Here is an 18,612-nt window from a genome sequence, read left to right as displayed (position 1 = left end):
GGTTGCTACTTCTTGAGCTGGTCGCGCAGCGCCGCGAGCTTGGCGAAGGGCGAGTCGGGATCGATCCGCGCCGGACGCTCCTCGCGTGGCTTCTGCTGGAATGCGGGCTTGCCCTTGAAGCCGCCGCGATCGCCGTGCTTTTCGCCACCCGGACGATCGCCGCGGCCGCGGTGCTCGGGACGTCCGCCCTCGCCCTGCGGCTTGCCGCCGGGCTTGCGATCAAAGCGCGGGCGACCGCCATCGCGGCCCTCGCCACCTTCACGCGGGCCACTACGATTGGCCTCGCCGCTGTGCGCCGCCTGGCCGTTGCGCTGGTCGCGCTGGCCGCCGCGCGGACGGTTGTCCTGGCGATGGTTGCGCGGACGGTGCTCGAAACGTGCCTGGCGCCACAGCAGGATGGGCTTGGGCTCCTCCACCGCTTCCGATGCTTCCGCCGCAACGGTTTCGACCGGTGTCGCCTCGGCAGCAGGCGCATCGACCGGGGCTGCCTCGGGCTCGGCTGCAGCCTCGATCGCCGCGACCGGCTCGGCCGTCACCTCGGCAACCGGCTCGGCAGCGACTTCCACCTGCCCGGCAGCGGCTTCCGGCGCATGTCCGGCGTCCGGCGCCTGCGCGGCATCGGCAGCTTCGGCAAATGCCTCCGTCGACACCTCTACCGCCTCACCGGCAGCGGCTTCCGCGGCGGCTGCCGCCTTGGCTGCCATGGCCTGGGCTGCCGCCTCGCGCGCGGCGGCATCGATCGTCTCGAGCTTGTCCTTGACCTCGGCGGCCGGCTTGGGTTCGGCGCGATAGCCGAGGCCCTTCAGAATCTCTTCCATGTCGTCGCCCGTGGCGCCGAGAATCGACATCATCTGCGGCGTCACGATGAACGAGCTGCCGTCATAGGCTCCGTCGGGGCGGGCGCCGGCGCCCTGCCGCCAGGCCAGCGCCGGGCGGATGAGGTCGGCGAGGCGCTCGAGGATGTCGACGCGCACCGCGCGGCGGCCGAGGTTGCGGAAGCCGGCAAGCCGGTAGAACGCCTTGTCGAAGGCCTGGTCGATGACGACCGAGGTGCGCCCGGCGGCCAGCGCGTGGACCACGTCGCCGAAGCCCGGCTTGTCCTTGCCCTCGTTCTTGAGCGCCCAGAGCAGCGTGACGAGCCCCGCGGGCGCCGGCTTGATCAGCGCCGGCACGAAGACATGGTAGGCGCCGAAGCGCACGCCGAGACGGCGCAGCGCGGCGCGGCCTTCCTGGTCGAGCGACTTCACGTCCTCGGCGATGTCGCGGCGGTTGATGAGGCCGAAATTCTCGACGAGCCTGAAGGCGATGCCGCGGCCGATGCCGGACAGCTGCTCGGCCGACTTGAGGTCGACCAGCGGCTTGAGCAGCAGCTCGACCTGGAAATTGACGAAGCGCTCGGCGCGCGCCGCGACCTTGTCGCGCGCAGGACCGGTCAGCTGCTCGTCGGCGAGCAGCACGACGCGCGGCTTGAGCGGGTCCTCGCCCTCGACCAGCGTGCCGATCGGCGCGCCGATCCAGCGCAGGACGCCATCCGACCCCAGCGCGATGTCGCCATTGGGCGACGCGGCAAAGCGCTCGGCCCGCGTCTCGAATTCCGTCGCCAGCGCCTTCTGCGCCGCCGTGCGCACTGCCTTGGCGTCTTCGCCGCCGGCGCTCTGGTCGGCGGTGAAACGGAACCCTTGCAGTTCGCCGACGTGATGACCTTCGACGAGGACGGTTCCGGACAGGCTGATTTCGGCTTCAAGCATGGTGTTTTCTCTAAGGCGGCGCATGAGGACGGAAGTCCTGCGGTCTACAAAGCGTTTCGTCAACCGTTCATGCAGCGCATCCGACAATCTGTCCTCGATGTCGCGCGTTTTTTCCTGCCAGTGTGCCGGATCGGCAAGCCAGCCGGGGCGGTTGGAGACGAAAGTCCAGGTGCGGATCTGGGCGATCCGGTGCGAAAGCGTGTCGATGTCGCCCTCGGTGGAGTCGGCGCGACGGACCTGCTCGGCCATGTAGGCCTCGTCGACGTGACCGCGCCGGACGAGATCGTCGTACATGGAGGCGATGAGGTCGGCATGCTGCGCTGGGGCTATCTTGCGGTAGTCGGGCAACGCGCAGGCTTCCCAAAGAAGCGCGACGCGCTCGCGGTTGGTGGCGAGCGAACGAATGGCAGGGTCGCGCGACAAGTGCTCGAGCGCCTGCGCATCCACCGCAGGCAGGGCGCGCGTAAGCCCCTCGACCGGCGCGGCGGTGTCGATCGACCGCTTGAGCGCGTCGAGGCTCGAGAAATCGAAGGTGGCGGTGCGCCACTGCAGCACCTTCACCGGCTCGAAGTCATGTCCCTCGATCTTCTCGACCAGTTCCTCGTCGAGCGGGTCGACCTGGCCGGTCACGCCGAACGTGCCGTCGCGCAAATGGCGGCCGGCGCGGCCGGCAATCTGGCCGAGTTCGGCGGCGGTGAGCTGGCGGTACTGGTAGCCGTCGAACTTTCGGTTCTGGGCGAAGGCGACGTGGTCTACGTCGAGGTTGAGCCCCATGCCGATCGCATCGGTGGCGATCAGGTAGTCGACGTCGCCGGACTGGAAAAGCGCCACCTGGGCATTGCGCGTGCGCGGGCTCAGCGCGCCGAGCACGACCGCGGCGCCGCCCTGCTGGCGCCGGATCAGCTCGGCGATGCCGTAGACCTCGTCGGCCGAGAAGGCGACGATGGCCGAGCGGCGCGGCAGGCGGGTCAGCTTCTTCGAGCCGGCATAGGCAAGGTGCGACAGGCGCGGCCGGGTGACCACCGACACGCCCTTCAGCAGCTTCTGCAGGATGCCCTGCATGGTCCCCGCACCGAGCAGCAGCGTCTCCTGCCTGCCGCGCAGATGCAGGATGCGGTCGGTGAAGATGTGGCCGCGCTCGAGGTCGCCGGCGAGCTGCACCTCGTCGATGGCGACGAAGGCCGCGTCGGTCTGGCGCGGCATCGCCTCGACCGTGCAGACGGAGTATCGCGCGCCGGCCGGCTGGATCTTCTCCTCGCCGGTGATCAGCGCCACCTTGTGGGCACCGACCTTCTCGCAGATGCGGCCATAGACCTCGCGGGCGAGCAGGCGCAGCGGCAGCCCGATTACCCCGCTTTCATGCGAGATCATCCGCTCGATGGCGAGATGGGTCTTGCCGGTATTGGTCGGCCCGAGAACCGCGGTGACGTCGCGGCCTGACAGGATCAGCGGATCGTTCTGCCTGGAATGCACATTCATTTCTAGGAACCGCCCTCGGCGCCAGGGTCGGCCTGGCGTTGCGGCGCCAGCGGCGCCGAGTGGACACATAGGGATTCGCGCGCCAAAGCGAAAGCGGAATGTTCCGATTTAACAGTTGGAACGAGTCTGGAACGAATCAGCGACGAATCACTGACTCCAGATGATTCAGGTTTTGTTCACCCCAACATATTGAAACGAGCAAGACAAGCCACACCACATGCAGATTCTCTAAAGTGAACATTTCGCACCTCGCCGCCAGACTCGTTAACTTTTGCCGGCCGGTCGCGGCAGCGGAGCGCGCCCGCTGAATCAAAATAATGAAATTATTGACCTTTCCTACCTTGGCGTTAACGCCGGCCGGGCCCGCAACCGCCATTTCGTTAAGATTTGAACCAAATGCGGAACGAACTGGCGACGAATCGCTGACCGGGGAAGTTTCCCGGTTCGTTCTCCACTAGATATTGTGGGTGCAGCCACATATCCACCGATTATGCACAGACCATGCACAAGCTTGCCCACAATGCCGCACAAGGCTCGTTAACCTCTGCGTGCCAATCCGGCACAACCGTGGTCCAGCGAAAATATCTGTGATTGCATGACCTTACTGGAACCTCACCCGTTGCGCGACTGGTCAGGCCATGTCTCCATGCCGGCGTTGAGTCTGTGCGGCGGGGGTTGCCAGACGGGCCCCTCCGGAAAATGCGGCGCACCGCGCAGGCGCGCGACACTGGAGGGAATGACATCATGTCCAAACGTCTGCTCGCCGAGTTCCTCGGCACATTCTGGCTTGTCTTCGGCGGCTGCGGCAGCGCAGTCCTTGCGGCTGCGTTCCCCGACCTCGGCATCGGGTTTCTCGGCGTAGCGTTTGCATTCGGCCTGACCGTACTCACCATGGCCTATGCCGTGGGCGGCATTTCGGGGGGCCACTTCAATCCGGCCGTGTCGGTCGGCCTCCTGGTCGGCGGCCGTTTCGACGCCAAGGACCTGATCCCCTATGTGGTCGCCCAGGTGCTCGGCGCGATCCTGGCCTCGGCGGCGCTCTACCTAATCGTCAGCGGCAAGGCCGACTTCGCCGGCATCGGCGGCTTCGCCACCAACGGCTATGGCGATGCCTCACCCGGCAAATACGGCCTGTCCTCGGCGCTGGTCATCGAGGTCGTGCTGACCTTCATGTTCCTGATGATCATCCTCGGCTCGACCCATGGCCGCGTACCCAAGGGTTTTGCGCCGATCGCCATCGGCCTGGCTTTGACCCTGATCCACCTGATCTCGATCCCGGTCACCAACACCTCGGTCAACCCGGCCCGCTCGACCGGACCGGCGCTGTTCGTAGGCGGCGTCGCCCTCCAGCAACTCTGGCTGTTCTGGGTGGCGCCGATCGTCGGGGCGATCCTTGCCGGCATCACCCACAAGGCGCTGTTCGAAACGGAATGAGCGATCGCAGGCGGGATCGGCCCGACGCCGCGCGCCACGGACCTGTTGCCGGGCGCTGCCGCAGTGTCGGCATCCGCCAATGAAAAAGGCCCGCAGTCTCGCGACTGCGGGCCTCTTTTTGTTCGCCAGCTTCGATTAGAACGCTGCGTCGAGACGCAGGAAGCCGCTGAACACGCCGTCGCCGTTGTTGAGGGCCTCGAAGGTGTCGCCGTCATTGTAGTTGATGGCGAGCTTGGCATCGAGGTTCTCGACGATGTTGTAGTCGACGACCGCACCGATGGCCCAATCGTTGGCCTTGCCGCCGTCGGCGGCAGTCCACGAATGCGCATTGCCGAAGTACTGACCGCCGAAGCCGAGGGCCAGCTTCTGGTTGACCTGGTACTTCAGGTAAGCGGCAACGGACCATTCGTAGCCGAAGTAGGGCGTGCCCTCGATCTCGGGCAGGATGCCCGGAAGGCCGCTGACGCTCCAGTAGGTCGGGCCGGATTCGTAGAATGCGAGCATCTCGACCGAGAGTGCATCGGTCGCCTTGATGGTGGCCATACCCTTGAGAGCGAATTCTTCGAAGGCATTGTCATAGCCGGCGAACAGGGCGACCGAGCCCCAGCCCTGGGCGACCGACACTTTACCGACGACCAGCGGGACGTAGTCGTAGTTTTCCGACTCTTCTTCCAGGCTGAGCGAGACGGCAACGCCGTTGCCGGCATCGTAGGTGTAGCGGATCTGGTTGATGCGCTCGCCGCCGCCGTTGTCAAATTCACCCGACAGGTCGCCGTCGAACAGCGTGTCGGTGTGACCGACGAGCAGGCCGCCGAGTTCGAAGTAGGCGTGACGCAGCGAGGTGCCGCTTTCGTCCGGGTTGTGGAAGACGCCGTTTTCGTCGAAACCGCCGCCGCCGGCGCGGGCTTCGAACTCGATGTAGCGACGGAACGTGCCGTACTCGGTTTCCGAACGGGCGTCGAACTGCAGACGAGCCTTGGCTACCTTGTTCCAGCCGTCATCGAGATCGGTGAAGCCGATCTCATAGCGAACGAGGCCGCCGACCTTCAGGCAGGTCTCGGTGCCGGGGATGTAGAAGAAGCCGGCGCCGTAGACGTCGCAGACGCGGACATATTCCGCGGGCTCCGGATCAGCGACGACGACGGCGTCCGCTGCACGAGCGCCGGAGACGGCGACCAGGGCCGCAGCGGAGCCGAGAAGAAGGCTCTTAATGTTCATTTCAATTCCTCATGTGATGCGCGGCCATCAGGCCGTTTAGATTTTCGCCACCAGCAATCTGATGTCGGAAAAAAATACATCGAGATGTATCAATTTCTGAATCGCAGATGCCCCATGAAGAGATGTCGATCAATCGGGAAATAGCATCCAGGTTGTCCGCATCGAGCCGCTTGATTGAGGCGCGTGCCAAAAATGTCACAATTTTGAGTCGTTCAACCAGTTCTGCGCGACAGTCACGGATACGGCGTTCTAACAATATGTTTTGGCATAACTTTTTTGTGAGATGACTTGGCGGGGCAAAAATGTTCCTGCTCTGGCCGACCGCTTTTTGGTCTGACCTCCAGTCATGTACCCCTCAATGTAAATTGGTTTCCCTGCCAATATGCGTTGAGGGTTGCATGAATCCTTCCGCAATCACGGAGCCTCCCGCATGGGCCAACTCTCGCATCTGGCTCAATGAGACTGCATCAAGAGCCAGGGATCATGACAAGGTGCGGATTGCGGCGGCAGCGTGCGACCGCGACCGCGACGAACCAGGCGCACCGCGTCGAACGTCGCGAGCCGCGACGACCGCTCCGAGACTATCTGAGAACACTCACGAGGCATCACGCGTCGAGGCCTGCCGCGCGCAGGGAACGGTGACACCGGATGCCGGTTGTTCGTGCTTGCGGTGGATTGGCCGGATGACCAGGCTGAGTTCAGCCTCGGCCGAGAATGGCCTTGAGGTCGACACTGCCGGTGGCCGCGGCAAAACGCATCGACTTGCGCGCCCGCTCGATGGCGGCATTGACGGTCAGCAGGGCTGCTTCCTTCCGGCCGTCGAAGATCATCTGATTGAGGGCAGCCGTATACTGCACGGTCGAGATGTTGCCCGTTACCCCCTGGTAGGCGGACAGCGCCAGCGCAAGCCGCGATGCGGCGCGCTCGAGTTGCGTTGCCAGCACCAGATTGCCGTAGATCAGGGCGAGCAGTATGGCATGCTCCATATGCAGGCGCCGGATGGTATGAAGCTCCGCTGCTTCCGTTTCGGCCTGGACATGCAACGCCAGTTTCCCGCGCTGCTCGACGGTGATGATCTGGGGCTGGTCGGCCAGCTTGCCGACGATGTAGGCGCAGATCGAGCCCACGGCTTCGCACAGCTCAAGGGCATCGCGGGGCGATGGCAGGGCAACATAGGCGCCACGGTTCAGCGGAAGCGAAACGGCACCCTCCTGCTCCATGATGACCAGGACCTTGCGAATGACGGTGCGGCTGACGCCGTAGATATCGCTCATGGCGACTTCTTCGAGCTTGTCGCCCGGCCGCAGCGATTGGTTGATCACCGCATTCCACAAGTCGTTGTAGATGGTGGCTTCCACACCAACCAAGGGAACCGCGACCAGAGCCAATGCATCCTGATCGCTGATGGCCGGGGATAGGTAGCGGGCAGGCATGCAGGCTCCTTTGGACAGCTAAGGATGGAACCTAGCCAGCAGCGGCACGAGGGCCAAGCCTTTCCACACGTTGCCGGGCATCCGTCGTGCACCATTGCGAATGGCACCGCCTCACCACGACCGTACACGTGCCCGACTTGCACTTCACGGGCCGCACGGCTTCTCCGCCTGCCCCTCCCTGTGAAGCCCCTTGCCGCCTGGAACTCCCCCCAAAGCGTCACTTGAATCGAATATCGTCCAGGTCCACCAGCTATAGCGCAGAACTTGCAGCAAGCTTAAAATTTTGTTCGACACCTGCTGCGATGTGAAACGGCGCCTCACGGCGCCGTTTCACTTTTTTCGGGAGCACTGACCGGGCAATCAGACGAAATACTGTCCGCCGTTGGCGGTCAGCGTCGCGCCGGTGACGAAGCCCGACTCGTCGGAGGCCAGGAACACCACGCAGCGCGCAATCTCCTCGGGCTCGCCGAGGCGGCCGACCGGGATCTGGGCGATGATCGATTCGCGCACCTTCTCCGGAACGGCCATCACCATTTCGGTGGCGATGTAGCCGGGGCAGATGACATTGGCGGTGATGCCGGCGCGCGCGCCTTCCTGCGCCAGCGCCTTGGTGAAGCCGATGTCGCCCGCCTTCGAGGCAGAATAGTTGGCCTGGCCGGCCTGGCCCTTCTGGCCGTTGATCGAGGAGATGGTGATGACGCGGCCGAACTTGCGGTCGCGCATGCCGCTCCACAGCGGATGGGTCATGTTGAACACGCCGTGCAGGTTGGTGTCGATCACCTCGCGCCACTGCTCGCGCGTCATCTTGTGGAACATCGAGTCGCGCGTGATGCCGGCATTGTTGACCAGCACCGAGACCGGGCCGAGATCGGCCTCCACCTGCCTGATGCCGGCCTCGCACGCGTCGTAGTCGGCAACCGACCACTTGTAGACCGGAATACCCGTCTCCGCCTTGAACTTCTGCGCGGCCTCGTCGTTGCCGGCATAGTTGGCAGCGACCGAGTAGCCCGCGTTTTTCAGCGCGATCGAAATCGCGGCACCTATGCCGCGCGATCCGCCGGTGACGAGTGCGACCTTACCCATGCGTTTCCCCTTTCTGCTGCTTGGATGACTTGCCCTTGTGACGGGCACTTGAAGACGAAGAGGGCGGCACTTTGGCCGCCCTCTCGCATCTCTGATTTACATCGCCTCGACACACATCGCGACGCCCATGCCGCCGCCTATGCAGAGGGTCGCGAGACCCTTCCGCGCGCTGCGGCGGCGCATCTCGTAGACCAGCGTGTTGAAGATGCGGGCGCCCGAGGCGCCGACCGGGTGGCCGATGGCGATGGCGCCGCCGTTGACGTTCACGATCGACGGATCCCAGCCCATGTCCTTGTTGACCGCGCAGGCCTGCGCCGCGAAGGCCTCGTTGGCCTCGACCAGGTCGAGGTCGGCGACCGACCAGCCGGCCTTTTCCAGCGCCCTGCGCGAGGCCGGGATCGGGCCCGTGCCCATGATCTGCGGGTCGACGCCGGCGGTCGCCCAAGAGACGATACGGACCAGCGGCGTGATGCCGCGACGGGCCGCCTCGGCTTCGGTCATCAGCACGACGGCGGCAGCACCGTCATTGATGCCCGAGGCGTTGCCGGCGGTGACGGTGCCCTCCTTGTCGAAGGCCGGCCGTAGCTTGGCCACCGAATCGAGCGTGGCGCCATGGCGGATATATTCGTCCTGGTCGACGATGGTGTCGCCCTTCTTGCCCTTGATGGTGACGGGCACGATCTCGTCCTTGAACTTGCCGGCGACCTGGGCGGCTTCGGCCTTGTTCTGCGAAGCGACGGCGAACCTGTCCTGCTCTTCGCGGGTCAGCTGCCACTGGCGGGCGACGTTCTCGGCCGTGTTGCCCATGTGATAGCCGTAGAAGGCGTCGGTCAGGCCGTCCTTGATCATCGTGTCGATCATCTTGAAGTCGCCCATCTTCACGCCGCCGCGCAGATGCTGGCAGTGCGGCGCCATCGACATCGATTCCTGGCCGCCGGCGACGATGACCTTGGCGTCGCCCATGGCGATCTGCTGCATGCCGATGGCGATGGTGCGCAGGCCCGAACCGCAAAGCTGGTTGAGGCCCCAGGCGGTGGCTTCCTGCGGGATGCCGGCGGCCATGGCCGCCTGGCGGGCCGGGTTCTGGCCGGCACCTGCCGTCAGGATCTGGCCGAGGATCACCTCGTCGACCTCTTTGGGATCGACGCCGGCGCGCGCCAGCGCTTCCTTGACGGCGATCGCACCGAGTTCGTGGGCCGGCATATTGGCGAAGGCGCCATTGAACGAGCCGACCGCGGTGCGGGCCGCGCTGGCGACGACGATGGAGGACGAGGCGGACATGGTTCTCTCCAGACTTCGTGAATCGAATAGGTGGGCTAGGAAGACACTGCTCTCCCGACTTTTCTTGCCCGTTCCAGGACCCGAGTCAAACCGGAAAAAGCGGCGCGGGGCGGATGCTGCGCTTGCGGTGCAGCAATGCTGCGCAGCAATTTTTGCCGGCATCGGCGCCGCTCGCGTTCTTGCACTGCACAAAGCGCTTGGAATTGCCGACGCTTTGCGCTTATCCTGACGCTCAGGCGAAATGTTACCGGCTGCTTACATGGCATTCCGGTCTTCCGGGGGAGGATGCTGATGCCTGCCAAAGACGAGCCGGTGATTATCAAGAAATACGCCAACCGGCGGCTCTACAATACCGGCACGAGCACTTACGTGACGCTCGAAGACTTGGCCGACATGGTCAAGAAGGGCGAGGAATTCACCGTGCAGGACGCCAAGACCGGCGAGGACATAACCCACCCGGTGCTCACCCAGATCATCTTCGAGCTGGAGAACAAGGATGGGCAGAACATGCTGCCGATTCCGTTCCTGAGGCAGCTGATTTCCTTCTATGGCGACCAGATGCAGATGGTCGTGCCGAGCTTTCTCGAGCAGTCGATGATCGCCTTCGCCAAGGAGCAGGAACGCTTCCGCGAGCAGATGAAGCAGACGTTCGGCAAGGCGCCCATGGACATGATGAAGGCGCCGCCCGTGATGAAGGCGCTGGAAGAGCAGACACGCCGCAACATGGAGCTGTTCCAGAACGCGATGCGCATGTTCACGCCCTTCCCGACCCCGCCGGCCGGCGGCGCTGCCGCCGAACCCGCGAAGAAAGAAGCGCCGGAGAAATCGGACGAGCTGAAAGAGCTCAAGGAGCAGATCGCCGCGATGCAGCGGAAGATCGATTCGATGGGATGATCAGCCGGTCCGCCCTTTGGGCGGCTCGCATTGTCCTGCCAGCCAAGGATGCAAGGCCGGGGTGCTGCCGGAGGCGACGGGGCCCGTCGGGCATACGTCGAAGCCCGGTTGGTCCCGGTTCACCAGCCCCCGCCCCACCCTTTTAGGCGAGAGATATTCAACCTGACGCAGGGTTTTCCTGGGGCCGCCGAGCGTGTTTGCTGGGGCGGGCAAATCAGGAGGACCCCGCCATGACCGAACTGACGCTGGCCAAGGCCAACGCCATCATCGCCACCGCACTCGAACTGGGCGCCCAGAAGAGCTTCAAGCCGCTGGGCGTCGCCGTTCTCGACGCCGGCGGCCACCTGCTCGCCTTCCAGCGGCAGGATGGCTCGCCGTTCATCCGCGCCGAAGTCGCATCCGGCAAGGCCTATGGCGCCTTGGCAGTCGGCTCGAGTTCGCGCGCACTCGGCGTTGCGGCAGTCGAGCGCCCGCATTTCTTCCAGGGTCTGTCGGCGGTATCCGGGGGCAAGATCGTCCCGGTGCCGGGCGGCGTGCTGATCCGCGACCGTGACGGCAATGTGCTCGGCGCCGTCGGCATCTCGGGCGACACGTCGGACAACGACGAGCTCGCCGCCATGGCCGGCATCGAGGCCGCCGGCTTCATCGCCAAAGTTTAGAGTCAAAAGAGCTGAAGCGTCCTTTGTGCGTTCTACCAACGCACGGCGCTTCAGTCGCGGCCGAAAGTAACGTCCCGGCTGGCCGAGCGGAGCGAGACCGAGAAGCCGGCCAGGACGTCGAGCAGCGAAATCACCATCAGCACGAAGAAGACCGAGTGCGCGGCTCCACGCACCAGCAGGAACTCGACCAGGAAGGCGACGAAGACGAAAGTCGACAGCAGATGGTCGACCACCGACGCATTCGACGTGCGCGTCGCCTTGACGATTTCCACGAAGAAGAGAAGCAGCGCGATCACGATCAGCAGGTCTCCGAGCGTCAACCCGAAGACGCCGCCCGACATCATGCCCAGCGACAATATCTCCGTCGCCCAGGGATCGCCGGCGGGCCCTGTGCCGAACAGCCCGGCGAGCCCGGCATTGAACAGGATGAACGGAATGATCAGGAGGGGGATGCCAGCGAGCATTGCTGCAAGGTCTCCGCGTTGCGCCGGCATCCTGTAGAATCCCGGTTCGCCCCGAGGTCAAGCGCTTTCGTCGCCCCCACGCATGCAATCGGCACGCATAAAGAAAGGACCGGCGCGAGCCGGTCCTTTCGCAAGTGCGCTCGACGCGGATAAGCTGGTCTCAGCTTTCCTTCGGCGTCAGAACCTGGCGGCCGCGATACATGCCGGTCTTCAGGTCGATGTGGTGCGGACGGCGCATTTCGCCCGAGTTCTTGTCCTCGACATAAGTCGGGGCCTTCAGGGCGTCGGCCGAGCGGCGCATGCCGCGCTTGGACGGGGAGGTTTTTCGTTTCGGAACAGCCATGGATACACTCCACTAATCGGTCAAGTGACCCTGTCCGCCCTCGTGAAAGGGCCGCATCCAAGGCCGGAATATGAGAAAGTCGGCGAGCCTATACACGGCGGAAGGCAGCTTGACCAGCCCGAACCGACTCTTTTTTCAGCCGGCGCAGATGCGTCCTAGTCCAGGCACTGCACATAGGCGCCGGCGCGGGCGGCGCGGCGCTCGATGACCGAAGCGAGCCGCCTGAGCCCTCCCCCCGGCCTGGCCGGGTTGCGTGCCGCAGGGTTGGGCAGCGTCACGGCGAGCAGGGCGGCCTGGCGGCGGGTAAGCTCTTTCGCAGAGCGGCCGAAATAGTACTGCGACGCGGCCTCGATCCCGTAGATGTTGGGACCCCACTCGGCAATGTTGAGATAGATTTCCATGATCCGGCGTTTCGGCATCAGCGCGTCGAAGTAGATCGCCAGCGGCAGTTCGACCACCTTCCGCAGGAACGAGCGGCCGTTCCACAGATAGAGGTTCTTCACGGTCTGCATGGGGATCGTCGAGGCGCCGCGGGTCGCCTCACCTTCGAGCGCGTCGCTGATGACGCCCCTGAGTTCGCCGAGGTCCACTCCGCGATGCGCGCAAAACTGGCCGTCCTCCGACATGATCACCGAATGGGCCAGCACCGGGGCGATATCGTCGATCGGCACCCATTGCCGATCGTATCCCTGCAGGGTGACGAGATCCCTGATCATCAGCGTCGAGATGGGCCGCACGAAGGGCGGCAGATAGAGGACCGTCAGGACGACGGGCAGCGCCGCCATCACGGCAGTCGCCAATGCGCCCAGCCGCACAAGGCGACGCAGGCCTCCACGCGCGAAGAACCCGCGTCGTGCTCCCATCTCCAGTCCTTCGGTTTCCGGCTCTGTGATCGGTTCCGCCAATCCGCCCGCCCCTGCCTGTCAGCCCTTTCGGCATAAAGGCGCTTGGCTTCTTGCGCAACGCCAGACTGTCCGCTACCGCTCGCCGCCATGACGATAGACGCCGATCTCATGTTCGAAACTGCGCTTCGCGAGCGCGCCGACGCCGTGGAAGGGATGCTGCGCCGGATTCTGGGCGAACGCATCCTGCCTGGCGAGATCGCCCGTCCCGAGCACCTGATGGCGGCGATGCGCCACGGCGCACTCAACGGCGGCAAGCGGCTGCGCCCGTTCCTGGTGCTCGAAAGCGCCGCACTCTTCGATGCCGACGGCGAGGCGGCGATGCGCGTCGCCACCGCGCTCGAATGCGTGCACTGCTACTCGCTGATCCATGACGACCTGCCGGCCATGGACGACGACGACGTCCGCCGCGGCCAGCCGACCGTCCACAAGGCCTTCGACGAGGCGACCGCGATCCTCGCCGGCGACGGCCTCCTGACCTATGCCTTCGACATCGTCGCCGACGAGGCGACGCCGCTTCCGCCGGAGCGCCGCGCAGCGCTGGTGCTGGCGCTGGCCCGCGCCGCCGGCCCGGGCGGCATGGTGGGCGGCCAGGCGCTTGATCTCGACGCCGAGCGCAACAAGCCCGACGAGGCAGGCATCATCCGCCTGCAGGCGATGAAGACCGGCGCCTTGATCCGCTTCGCCTGCGAGGCCGGCGCGGTGATTGCCGGCGCCCCGGCCGGCGAGCGCGAACGCCTGGCGGAGTTCGGCTCGGCAGTCGGCCTCGCCTTCCAGCTGGCCGACGACCTGCTCGACCTCACGGCCGACGCCGGCACGATGGGAAAGGCGACCAACAAGGACGCCGCCGCCGGCAAGGCGACGCTGGTTGCACTGCACGGCGCCGACTGGGCGCGCGCCCAGCTGGCGGGGCTGGTGACGCAGGCGCACGCCCTGCTCGAACCGTTCGGCGAGCGCGCCGCGATGCTCAAGGCCGCCGCAAGCTTCGTCGCCGCCCGCAACAGCTGAACCCCTTCTATCCGTCTGGACTATCTGCGCGGGCGCGCCGCGCGGGTCAGAAACTCTTAATGTTAATATCGTTTATTCCGGCCCATAAAAAAATGTGCGTATGTGTCAGGGGTCGCGCATGCCGGAACTATTCATCCGCTCCGTACGGATCAGATATCTTACTGGCCTTCTGATCTTCGCCCTCACATCCGCCGCCGTCATGTACGCCTTCAGCCAGGGCAATGCCTTCCGCCGCGAGGTCGACACCATCGCCGCGGACCTGCTGGCCTTTTCGCGCGAACTGCGCAATGCCACGAACTTTGCCGAGACGACCACGACTGCCTGGCGCGCCGACACGCGCGACTCGCTGGCGAGTGCCGCACGCAACCATGCGGCGCGGCTGAATTCCGGCATCGAGTCGCTGACCGGCGCGATCCAGAGGGTCCGCCCCAGCCTGTCGAAAGGATCCCTGGCCGAGCTCGACAGCGCATCTGTCAACGGTGACCTGTTCTGGTCGGCGCGCGACATGGTGCGCAATCTGGGCGCGCTGGCCGCCGCCCAGAGTTCGGACGAATGGAGCTATCGCGAGATCCGCAACCAGAACGACCTTTTCGCCCAACCCACGCTGGTGCGGGCGCGCGGTGCGATGGAGGCGGAACGCCGCATGGCCGAAACCCGCAGCGACAAGCTGCTGATGACGGCGAGCGCCCTGATGATCCTGGTGATCGGTGGCGTGGCCGTCTGGGTTTTCCGGCCGATGGAACACGCCATTCGCCGCGCCTTTGCCGAAAGCGGCGCGTCACTGGCCAAGGCCGAAGCCGCAGACCGCGCCAAGTCGGAATTCCTCGCCAACATGAGCCACGAGATCCGCACCCCGATGAACGGCGTGCTCGGCATGGCCGAGCTTCTGGCCCGGACGGAGCTGACGCCGCGCCAGAGGACCTTCACCGACGTCATCGTCAAGTCGGGCAACGCGCTTCTGACCATCATCAACGACGTGCTCGACTTCTCGAAGATCAATGCCGGACAGCTGACGCTCGACGTCGCCCCGTTCCATATCGGCGAGGCGGTCGAGGACGTGGCCACGCTGATGTCGGCGCGCGTCGCCGAGAAGAACCTGGAACTGATCGTCCGCATCGACCCGCAGCTGCCGACCCATGTCGTCGGCGACGCCGGCCGCTTCCGCCAGATCGTCACCAACATGGTGGGAAACGCAGTCAAGTTCACCGAGCGCGGCCATGTCCTGGTCGACGTCTCGGGCGAGCTGGTGACCGACATGGTCGTGCTCAAGGTCCGCGTCGAGGATACCGGCATCGGCATCCCCGCCGACAAGCTGCAAAGCGTGTTCGAGAAGTTCGCCCAGGTCGACGGCAGCTCGACCCGGCGCCATGAAGGCACCGGCCTGGGTCTTGCGATCGCGGCCCGCCTGGTGGACCTGATGGGCGGCCATATCGGCGTCGAGAGCGAACTCGGCAAGGGATCGGCGTTCTGGTTCACCGCCGTGCTGCCCGCCCATGCGGCGCAGGACGACGGCGACGGCGTGCCGGTCGACGTCACCGGCGCACGCGTGCTGGTGATCGACGACAATCCGGTCAACCGCGAGATCCTGCTCGAGCAATTGCGGAGCTGGAGCTTCGACTGCGCGGCCGCCGAAAGCGGCGCCATGGGGCTGGCCTTCCTCGATCGCGCGGCGCAACTCGGCGCCAGCGTCGACTGCGTCATCCTCGACTACCAGATGCCGGGCATGAACGGCGCCGACGTGGCCAAGGCGATCGCCTCCGACAGTCGCACCTCGTCGATCCCGGTCGTGCTGCTGACCTCGGTCGACCAGGTCGACTTCAGCCGCATGGTGCTCGACTTCGGCATCGCCGCCCACCTCACCAAGCCGGCGCGCTCGGCCGTGCTGCTCGGCACCGTCATCGCCGCCGTCCAGAAGGCGCGCGCGCGGACGGGCCGGACCCTGTTCCGGCGCGAACCCGCCAGGCAGGAACCGCAGCCGGCCTTCACCGTCATCCGCGGCCCCGTGCAGACGCCGCTCGCCGCGCCCGCGGCCGCCCCGCTGCAGGGCGGCACGCTCGACGTGCTGGTGGCCGAGGACAACGAGGTCAACCAACTGGTCTTCGGCCAGATCCTTTCCGGGCTCGGCCTCAGTCACCGCATCGCCGGCAACGGCCGCACGGCGGTCGAGATGTACCGTACCTTCAGGCCGAAACTGATCCTGATGGACGTTTCGATGCCCGAGATGAACGGCTACGAGGCGACACGCGCTATCCGCACCGAGGAAGCAGCCGGCGGCACACGCACGCCGATCATCGGCGTCACCGCCCATGCGCTCAAGGGCGACAGGGAGAAATGCCTCGATGCCGGCATGGACGACTACCTGCCCAAGCCCGTGTCTCCGGACAAGCTGGGCGCGAAGATCGGCACCTGGCTGAGCGAGAGTGCCGAGCTCGTCCGGTCGGCTTGACTGGCCTCGGACCGGTACTTGGCATCGGTGGCATGAGCAGGCTCAGCGGTTCCTCACGACGATGCAGGAACCGCCGGCGCCGCGCAGCTCCCGGCAGATGTCGCCCGCCTCGCCGCGATCGTCGGCACCGATGCGCACCGCATAGACCCCGCGCCGGCCCATCGGCGTGCGGACGCGGCTGACCACGGGGTCGTAACCGGCCAGCGCCGGGAACCGCCCCTTGAGCCGCTGCCACTGCTTGATGGCCGCGGCGCGGCGGAAATTGCCGGCGACCTGGATGCTCCAGGGCTTCACATGCACGCTGGCCATGGCGACCGTCGCGGCCATGATGACGGGCAGGTTGCGGCAGGCATCCAGGAAAGGCGCCTTCGGATCGAGCGGCCGGTTGGTGCCGGCATGGGCCCGGTCGGAGAAACTGTCGGCGGGCTCACCCATGATGTCGAGCACGTAGTCCTCGGTCTCGAGCGGCAGGAAGCCGCCGGAGGAGAGCCAGCGCGCGACGCGGTTCTCGCCGGCATTGTAGGCTGCCGCAGCCAGGCCGAGATTGCCGAAGCCGGCCTTGAGCTCGCCGAGATAGCGGGCCGACGCGGGGATGGCCTGCTCGATGTGGAAGGGGTCGGCCAGACCGCGCATGGCCGCGGTGCCGGGCATGAACTGGGCGATGCCCTCGGCGCCCGCCGGGCTGACCGCACCGGCATCGAAGCGGCTCTCCTTCCAGATCAGCCGGGCGAAGAACTCGCTCGGCAGGTCGTGGCGCCGGGCGTGGGTGTCTATCAGGTCGCAGACGCGGGCGACATGATCCTGCCTGCGCGAACGCGGTGGATCGGCAAGTGCGGGCGCGGCGAGCGCCAGCATGACGAGCCAAGCCAGCCCTGCCCCGGCCAGGCGCCGCATTGCTATTCGGCTGCGGCCCTGCCGCCGCGCCCGAACCGCTGGTCGATGTAGTCGGCGACCATCTTCTCGAAGTCGGCGGCGATCGACGGGCCGCGCAGGGTGGCCGCCTTCTTGCCGTCGATGAAGACCGGCGCGGACGGCGTTTCGCCGGTGCCGGGCAGCGAGATGCCGATGTCGGCATGCTTGGATTCGCCGGGGCCGTTGACGATGCAACCCATGACCGCGACCTTGAGCTCCTCGACGCCCGGATATTTCTCGCGCCACACCGGCATGTTCTTGCGCAGGTCCTCCTGGATGGTCTGGGCCAGTTCCTGGAACACGGTCGACGTCGTCCGCCCGCAGCCGGGGCAGGCCGCCACGATCGGCACGAACTGGCGGAAGCCCATGGTCTGGAGCAGTTCCTGCGCCACCTGCACCTCGCGGGTGCGGTCGCCGTTGGGCTCCGGCGTCAGCGAGATGCGGATGGTGTCGCCGATGCCCTGCTGCAGGAGGATGCCCATCGCCGCCGAGGAGGCAACGATGCCCTTGGAGCCCATGCCTGCCTCGGTGAGGCCGAGATGCAGCGCATGGTCGGAGCGGGTGGCCAGCATGGTGTAGACCGCGATCAGGTCCTGCACCTGGCTGACCTTGGCCGACAGGATGATCTTGTCGCGCGAAAGCCCGATCTCTTCGGCGAGATCGGCCGAGAGCAGCGCCGACTGCACGATCGCCTCGCGCATCACCTGGTTGGCGGTGAGCGGCGAGCCGTTCTCCTGGTTCTGGTCCATCAGCCGGGTGAGCAGCTCCTGGTCGAGCGAGCCCCAGTTGACGCCGATGCGCACCGGCTTGTCGTGGCGGATCGCCATCTCGACGATGTCGGCGAACTGCTTGTCCTTCTTGTCCTTGAAGCCGACATTGCCGGGATTGATGCGGTATTTGGCCAGCGCTTCGGCACAGGCCGGATGATCGGCGAGAAGCTTGTGGCCGATATAGTGGAAATCGCCGACGAGCGGCACGTTGATGCCGACCCGCGCCAGGCGGTCGCGGATGTGCGGCACGACCGCCGCGCTCTCGTCGCGGTCGACGGTGATGCGCACGATCTCCGATCCAGCGCGGTGCAGCGCCGCCACCTGGGCGACCGTCTTGTCGATGTCGGCGGTGTCGGTGTTGGTCATCGACTGCACCACGACGGGTGCGGAGCCGCCGACGCTCACGCCGCCGACATCGACGGCAACCGACTTGCGACGGGGAAAGGGGGAAGAAAAGTAGCCGGACATGGACGGCCTTTTATCTCGAGACATTCGCGACTGAGGTGGCGCGCGCGGTGCGCGATGTCAATATCGCAGC

At 65.7% G+C, this 18,612-nt stretch carries 15 protein-coding genes; 5 read left to right on the top strand and 10 right to left on the bottom strand.

What is annotated here, in order from left to right; all coding sequences use genetic code 11:
• Positions 1-5: 5 nt before the first annotated feature.
• A complete protein-coding gene (locus PV773_RS11215; protein ID WP_347966416.1) occupies positions 6-3,227 on the bottom strand; it encodes a helicase-related protein in 3,222 nt (1,073 codons plus the stop codon).
• A 744-nt stretch (positions 3,228-3,971) separates the two neighbouring features.
• On the opposite strand from PV773_RS11215, the gene aqpZ reads away from it, so the two are divergent.
• Positions 3,972-4,661, top strand: coding sequence for an aquaporin Z (gene aqpZ, locus PV773_RS11210; RefSeq protein WP_347966415.1), 690 nt, complete (start codon positions 3,972-3,974; stop codon positions 4,659-4,661).
• A gap of 135 nt (positions 4,662-4,796) precedes the next feature.
• On the opposite strand, the gene PV773_RS11205 is transcribed toward aqpZ, so the two are convergent.
• From PV773_RS11205 to PV773_RS11190, 4 genes are all read right to left on the bottom strand, one after another.
• Positions 4,797-5,879: a porin gene (locus PV773_RS11205; protein ID WP_347966414.1), complete on the bottom strand. Its 1,083-nt coding sequence runs from the start codon at positions 5,877-5,879 to the stop codon at positions 4,797-4,799.
• Between the two features lie 698 nt (positions 5,880-6,577).
• On the bottom strand, positions 6,578-7,312 hold the full coding sequence (locus tag PV773_RS11200) for a GntR family transcriptional regulator (RefSeq protein ID WP_347966413.1): 735 nt from the start codon (positions 7,310-7,312) through the stop codon (positions 6,578-6,580).
• A gap of 360 nt (positions 7,313-7,672) precedes the next feature.
• Positions 7,673-8,395 carry a beta-ketoacyl-ACP reductase gene (locus tag PV773_RS11195; RefSeq protein WP_347966412.1) on the bottom strand — a complete coding sequence of 241 codons (723 nt, stop codon included), beginning with the start codon at positions 8,393-8,395 and terminating at the stop codon, positions 7,673-7,675.
• A 96-nt stretch (positions 8,396-8,491) separates the two neighbouring features.
• Positions 8,492-9,676 carry an acetyl-CoA C-acetyltransferase gene (locus PV773_RS11190; RefSeq protein WP_347966411.1) on the bottom strand — a complete coding sequence of 395 codons (1,185 nt, stop codon included), beginning with the start codon at positions 9,674-9,676 and terminating at the stop codon, positions 8,492-8,494.
• Positions 9,677-9,967: 291 nt separating this feature from the next.
• On the opposite strand from PV773_RS11190, the gene phaR reads away from it, so the two are divergent.
• Positions 9,968-10,570 carry a polyhydroxyalkanoate synthesis repressor PhaR gene (gene phaR, locus PV773_RS11185; RefSeq protein ID WP_347966410.1) on the top strand — a complete coding sequence of 201 codons (603 nt, stop codon included), beginning with the start codon at positions 9,968-9,970 and terminating at the stop codon, positions 10,568-10,570.
• Between the two features lie 230 nt (positions 10,571-10,800).
• On the top strand, positions 10,801-11,229 hold the full coding sequence (locus PV773_RS11180; protein ID WP_347966409.1) for a heme-binding protein: 429 nt from the start codon (positions 10,801-10,803) through the stop codon (positions 11,227-11,229).
• Between the two features lie 50 nt (positions 11,230-11,279).
• On the opposite strand, the gene PV773_RS11175 is transcribed toward PV773_RS11180, so the two are convergent.
• The 3 genes from PV773_RS11175 to mtgA all read right to left on the bottom strand — a co-directional run bounded on the left by PV773_RS11175 (position 11,280) and on the right by mtgA (position 12,899).
• A complete protein-coding gene (locus tag PV773_RS11175; protein WP_347966408.1) occupies positions 11,280-11,693 on the bottom strand; it encodes a hypothetical protein in 414 nt (137 codons plus the stop codon).
• Between the two features lie 160 nt (positions 11,694-11,853).
• Positions 11,854-12,036, bottom strand: a complete 183-nt coding sequence (gene rpmF / locus PV773_RS11170) for a 50S ribosomal protein L32 (protein ID WP_008834724.1) — start codon at positions 12,034-12,036, stop codon at positions 11,854-11,856.
• 155 nt (positions 12,037-12,191) lie between these two features.
• A complete protein-coding gene (gene mtgA / locus PV773_RS11165) occupies positions 12,192-12,899 on the bottom strand; it encodes a monofunctional biosynthetic peptidoglycan transglycosylase (protein ID WP_347966407.1) in 708 nt (235 codons plus the stop codon).
• A 129-nt stretch (positions 12,900-13,028) separates the two neighbouring features.
• Between mtgA and PV773_RS11160 the strand changes: the two genes are divergently transcribed.
• The gene (locus PV773_RS11160; RefSeq protein WP_347966406.1) at positions 13,029-13,946 is read left to right on the top strand and encodes a polyprenyl synthetase family protein; all 918 of its coding nucleotides are present in this window, start codon (positions 13,029-13,031) and stop codon (positions 13,944-13,946) included.
• Between the two features lie 118 nt (positions 13,947-14,064).
• The gene (locus PV773_RS11155; protein ID WP_347966405.1) at positions 14,065-16,392 is read left to right on the top strand and encodes a response regulator; all 2,328 of its coding nucleotides are present in this window, start codon (positions 14,065-14,067) and stop codon (positions 16,390-16,392) included.
• Between the two features lie 42 nt (positions 16,393-16,434).
• On the opposite strand, the gene PV773_RS11150 is transcribed toward PV773_RS11155, so the two are convergent.
• Both PV773_RS11150 and ispG read right to left on the bottom strand, forming a co-directional pair.
• Complete coding sequence (locus PV773_RS11150; protein ID WP_347966525.1) at positions 16,435-17,247, bottom strand: transglycosylase SLT domain-containing protein; 813 nt, start codon at positions 17,245-17,247, stop codon at positions 16,435-16,437.
• 41 nt (positions 17,248-17,288) lie between these two features.
• Complete coding sequence (gene ispG, locus PV773_RS11145) at positions 17,289-18,542, bottom strand: flavodoxin-dependent (E)-4-hydroxy-3-methylbut-2-enyl-diphosphate synthase (protein ID WP_347966404.1); 1,254 nt, start codon at positions 18,540-18,542, stop codon at positions 17,289-17,291.
• Positions 18,543-18,612: the final 70 nt, after the last annotated feature.

The sequence above is a fragment of the Mesorhizobium sp. CC13 genome (genome assembly GCF_039907765.1).
Classification (GTDB): Bacteria; Pseudomonadota; Alphaproteobacteria; order Rhizobiales; family Rhizobiaceae; genus Aminobacter.
This window is presented reverse-complemented; position numbering and strand designations above follow the sequence as displayed.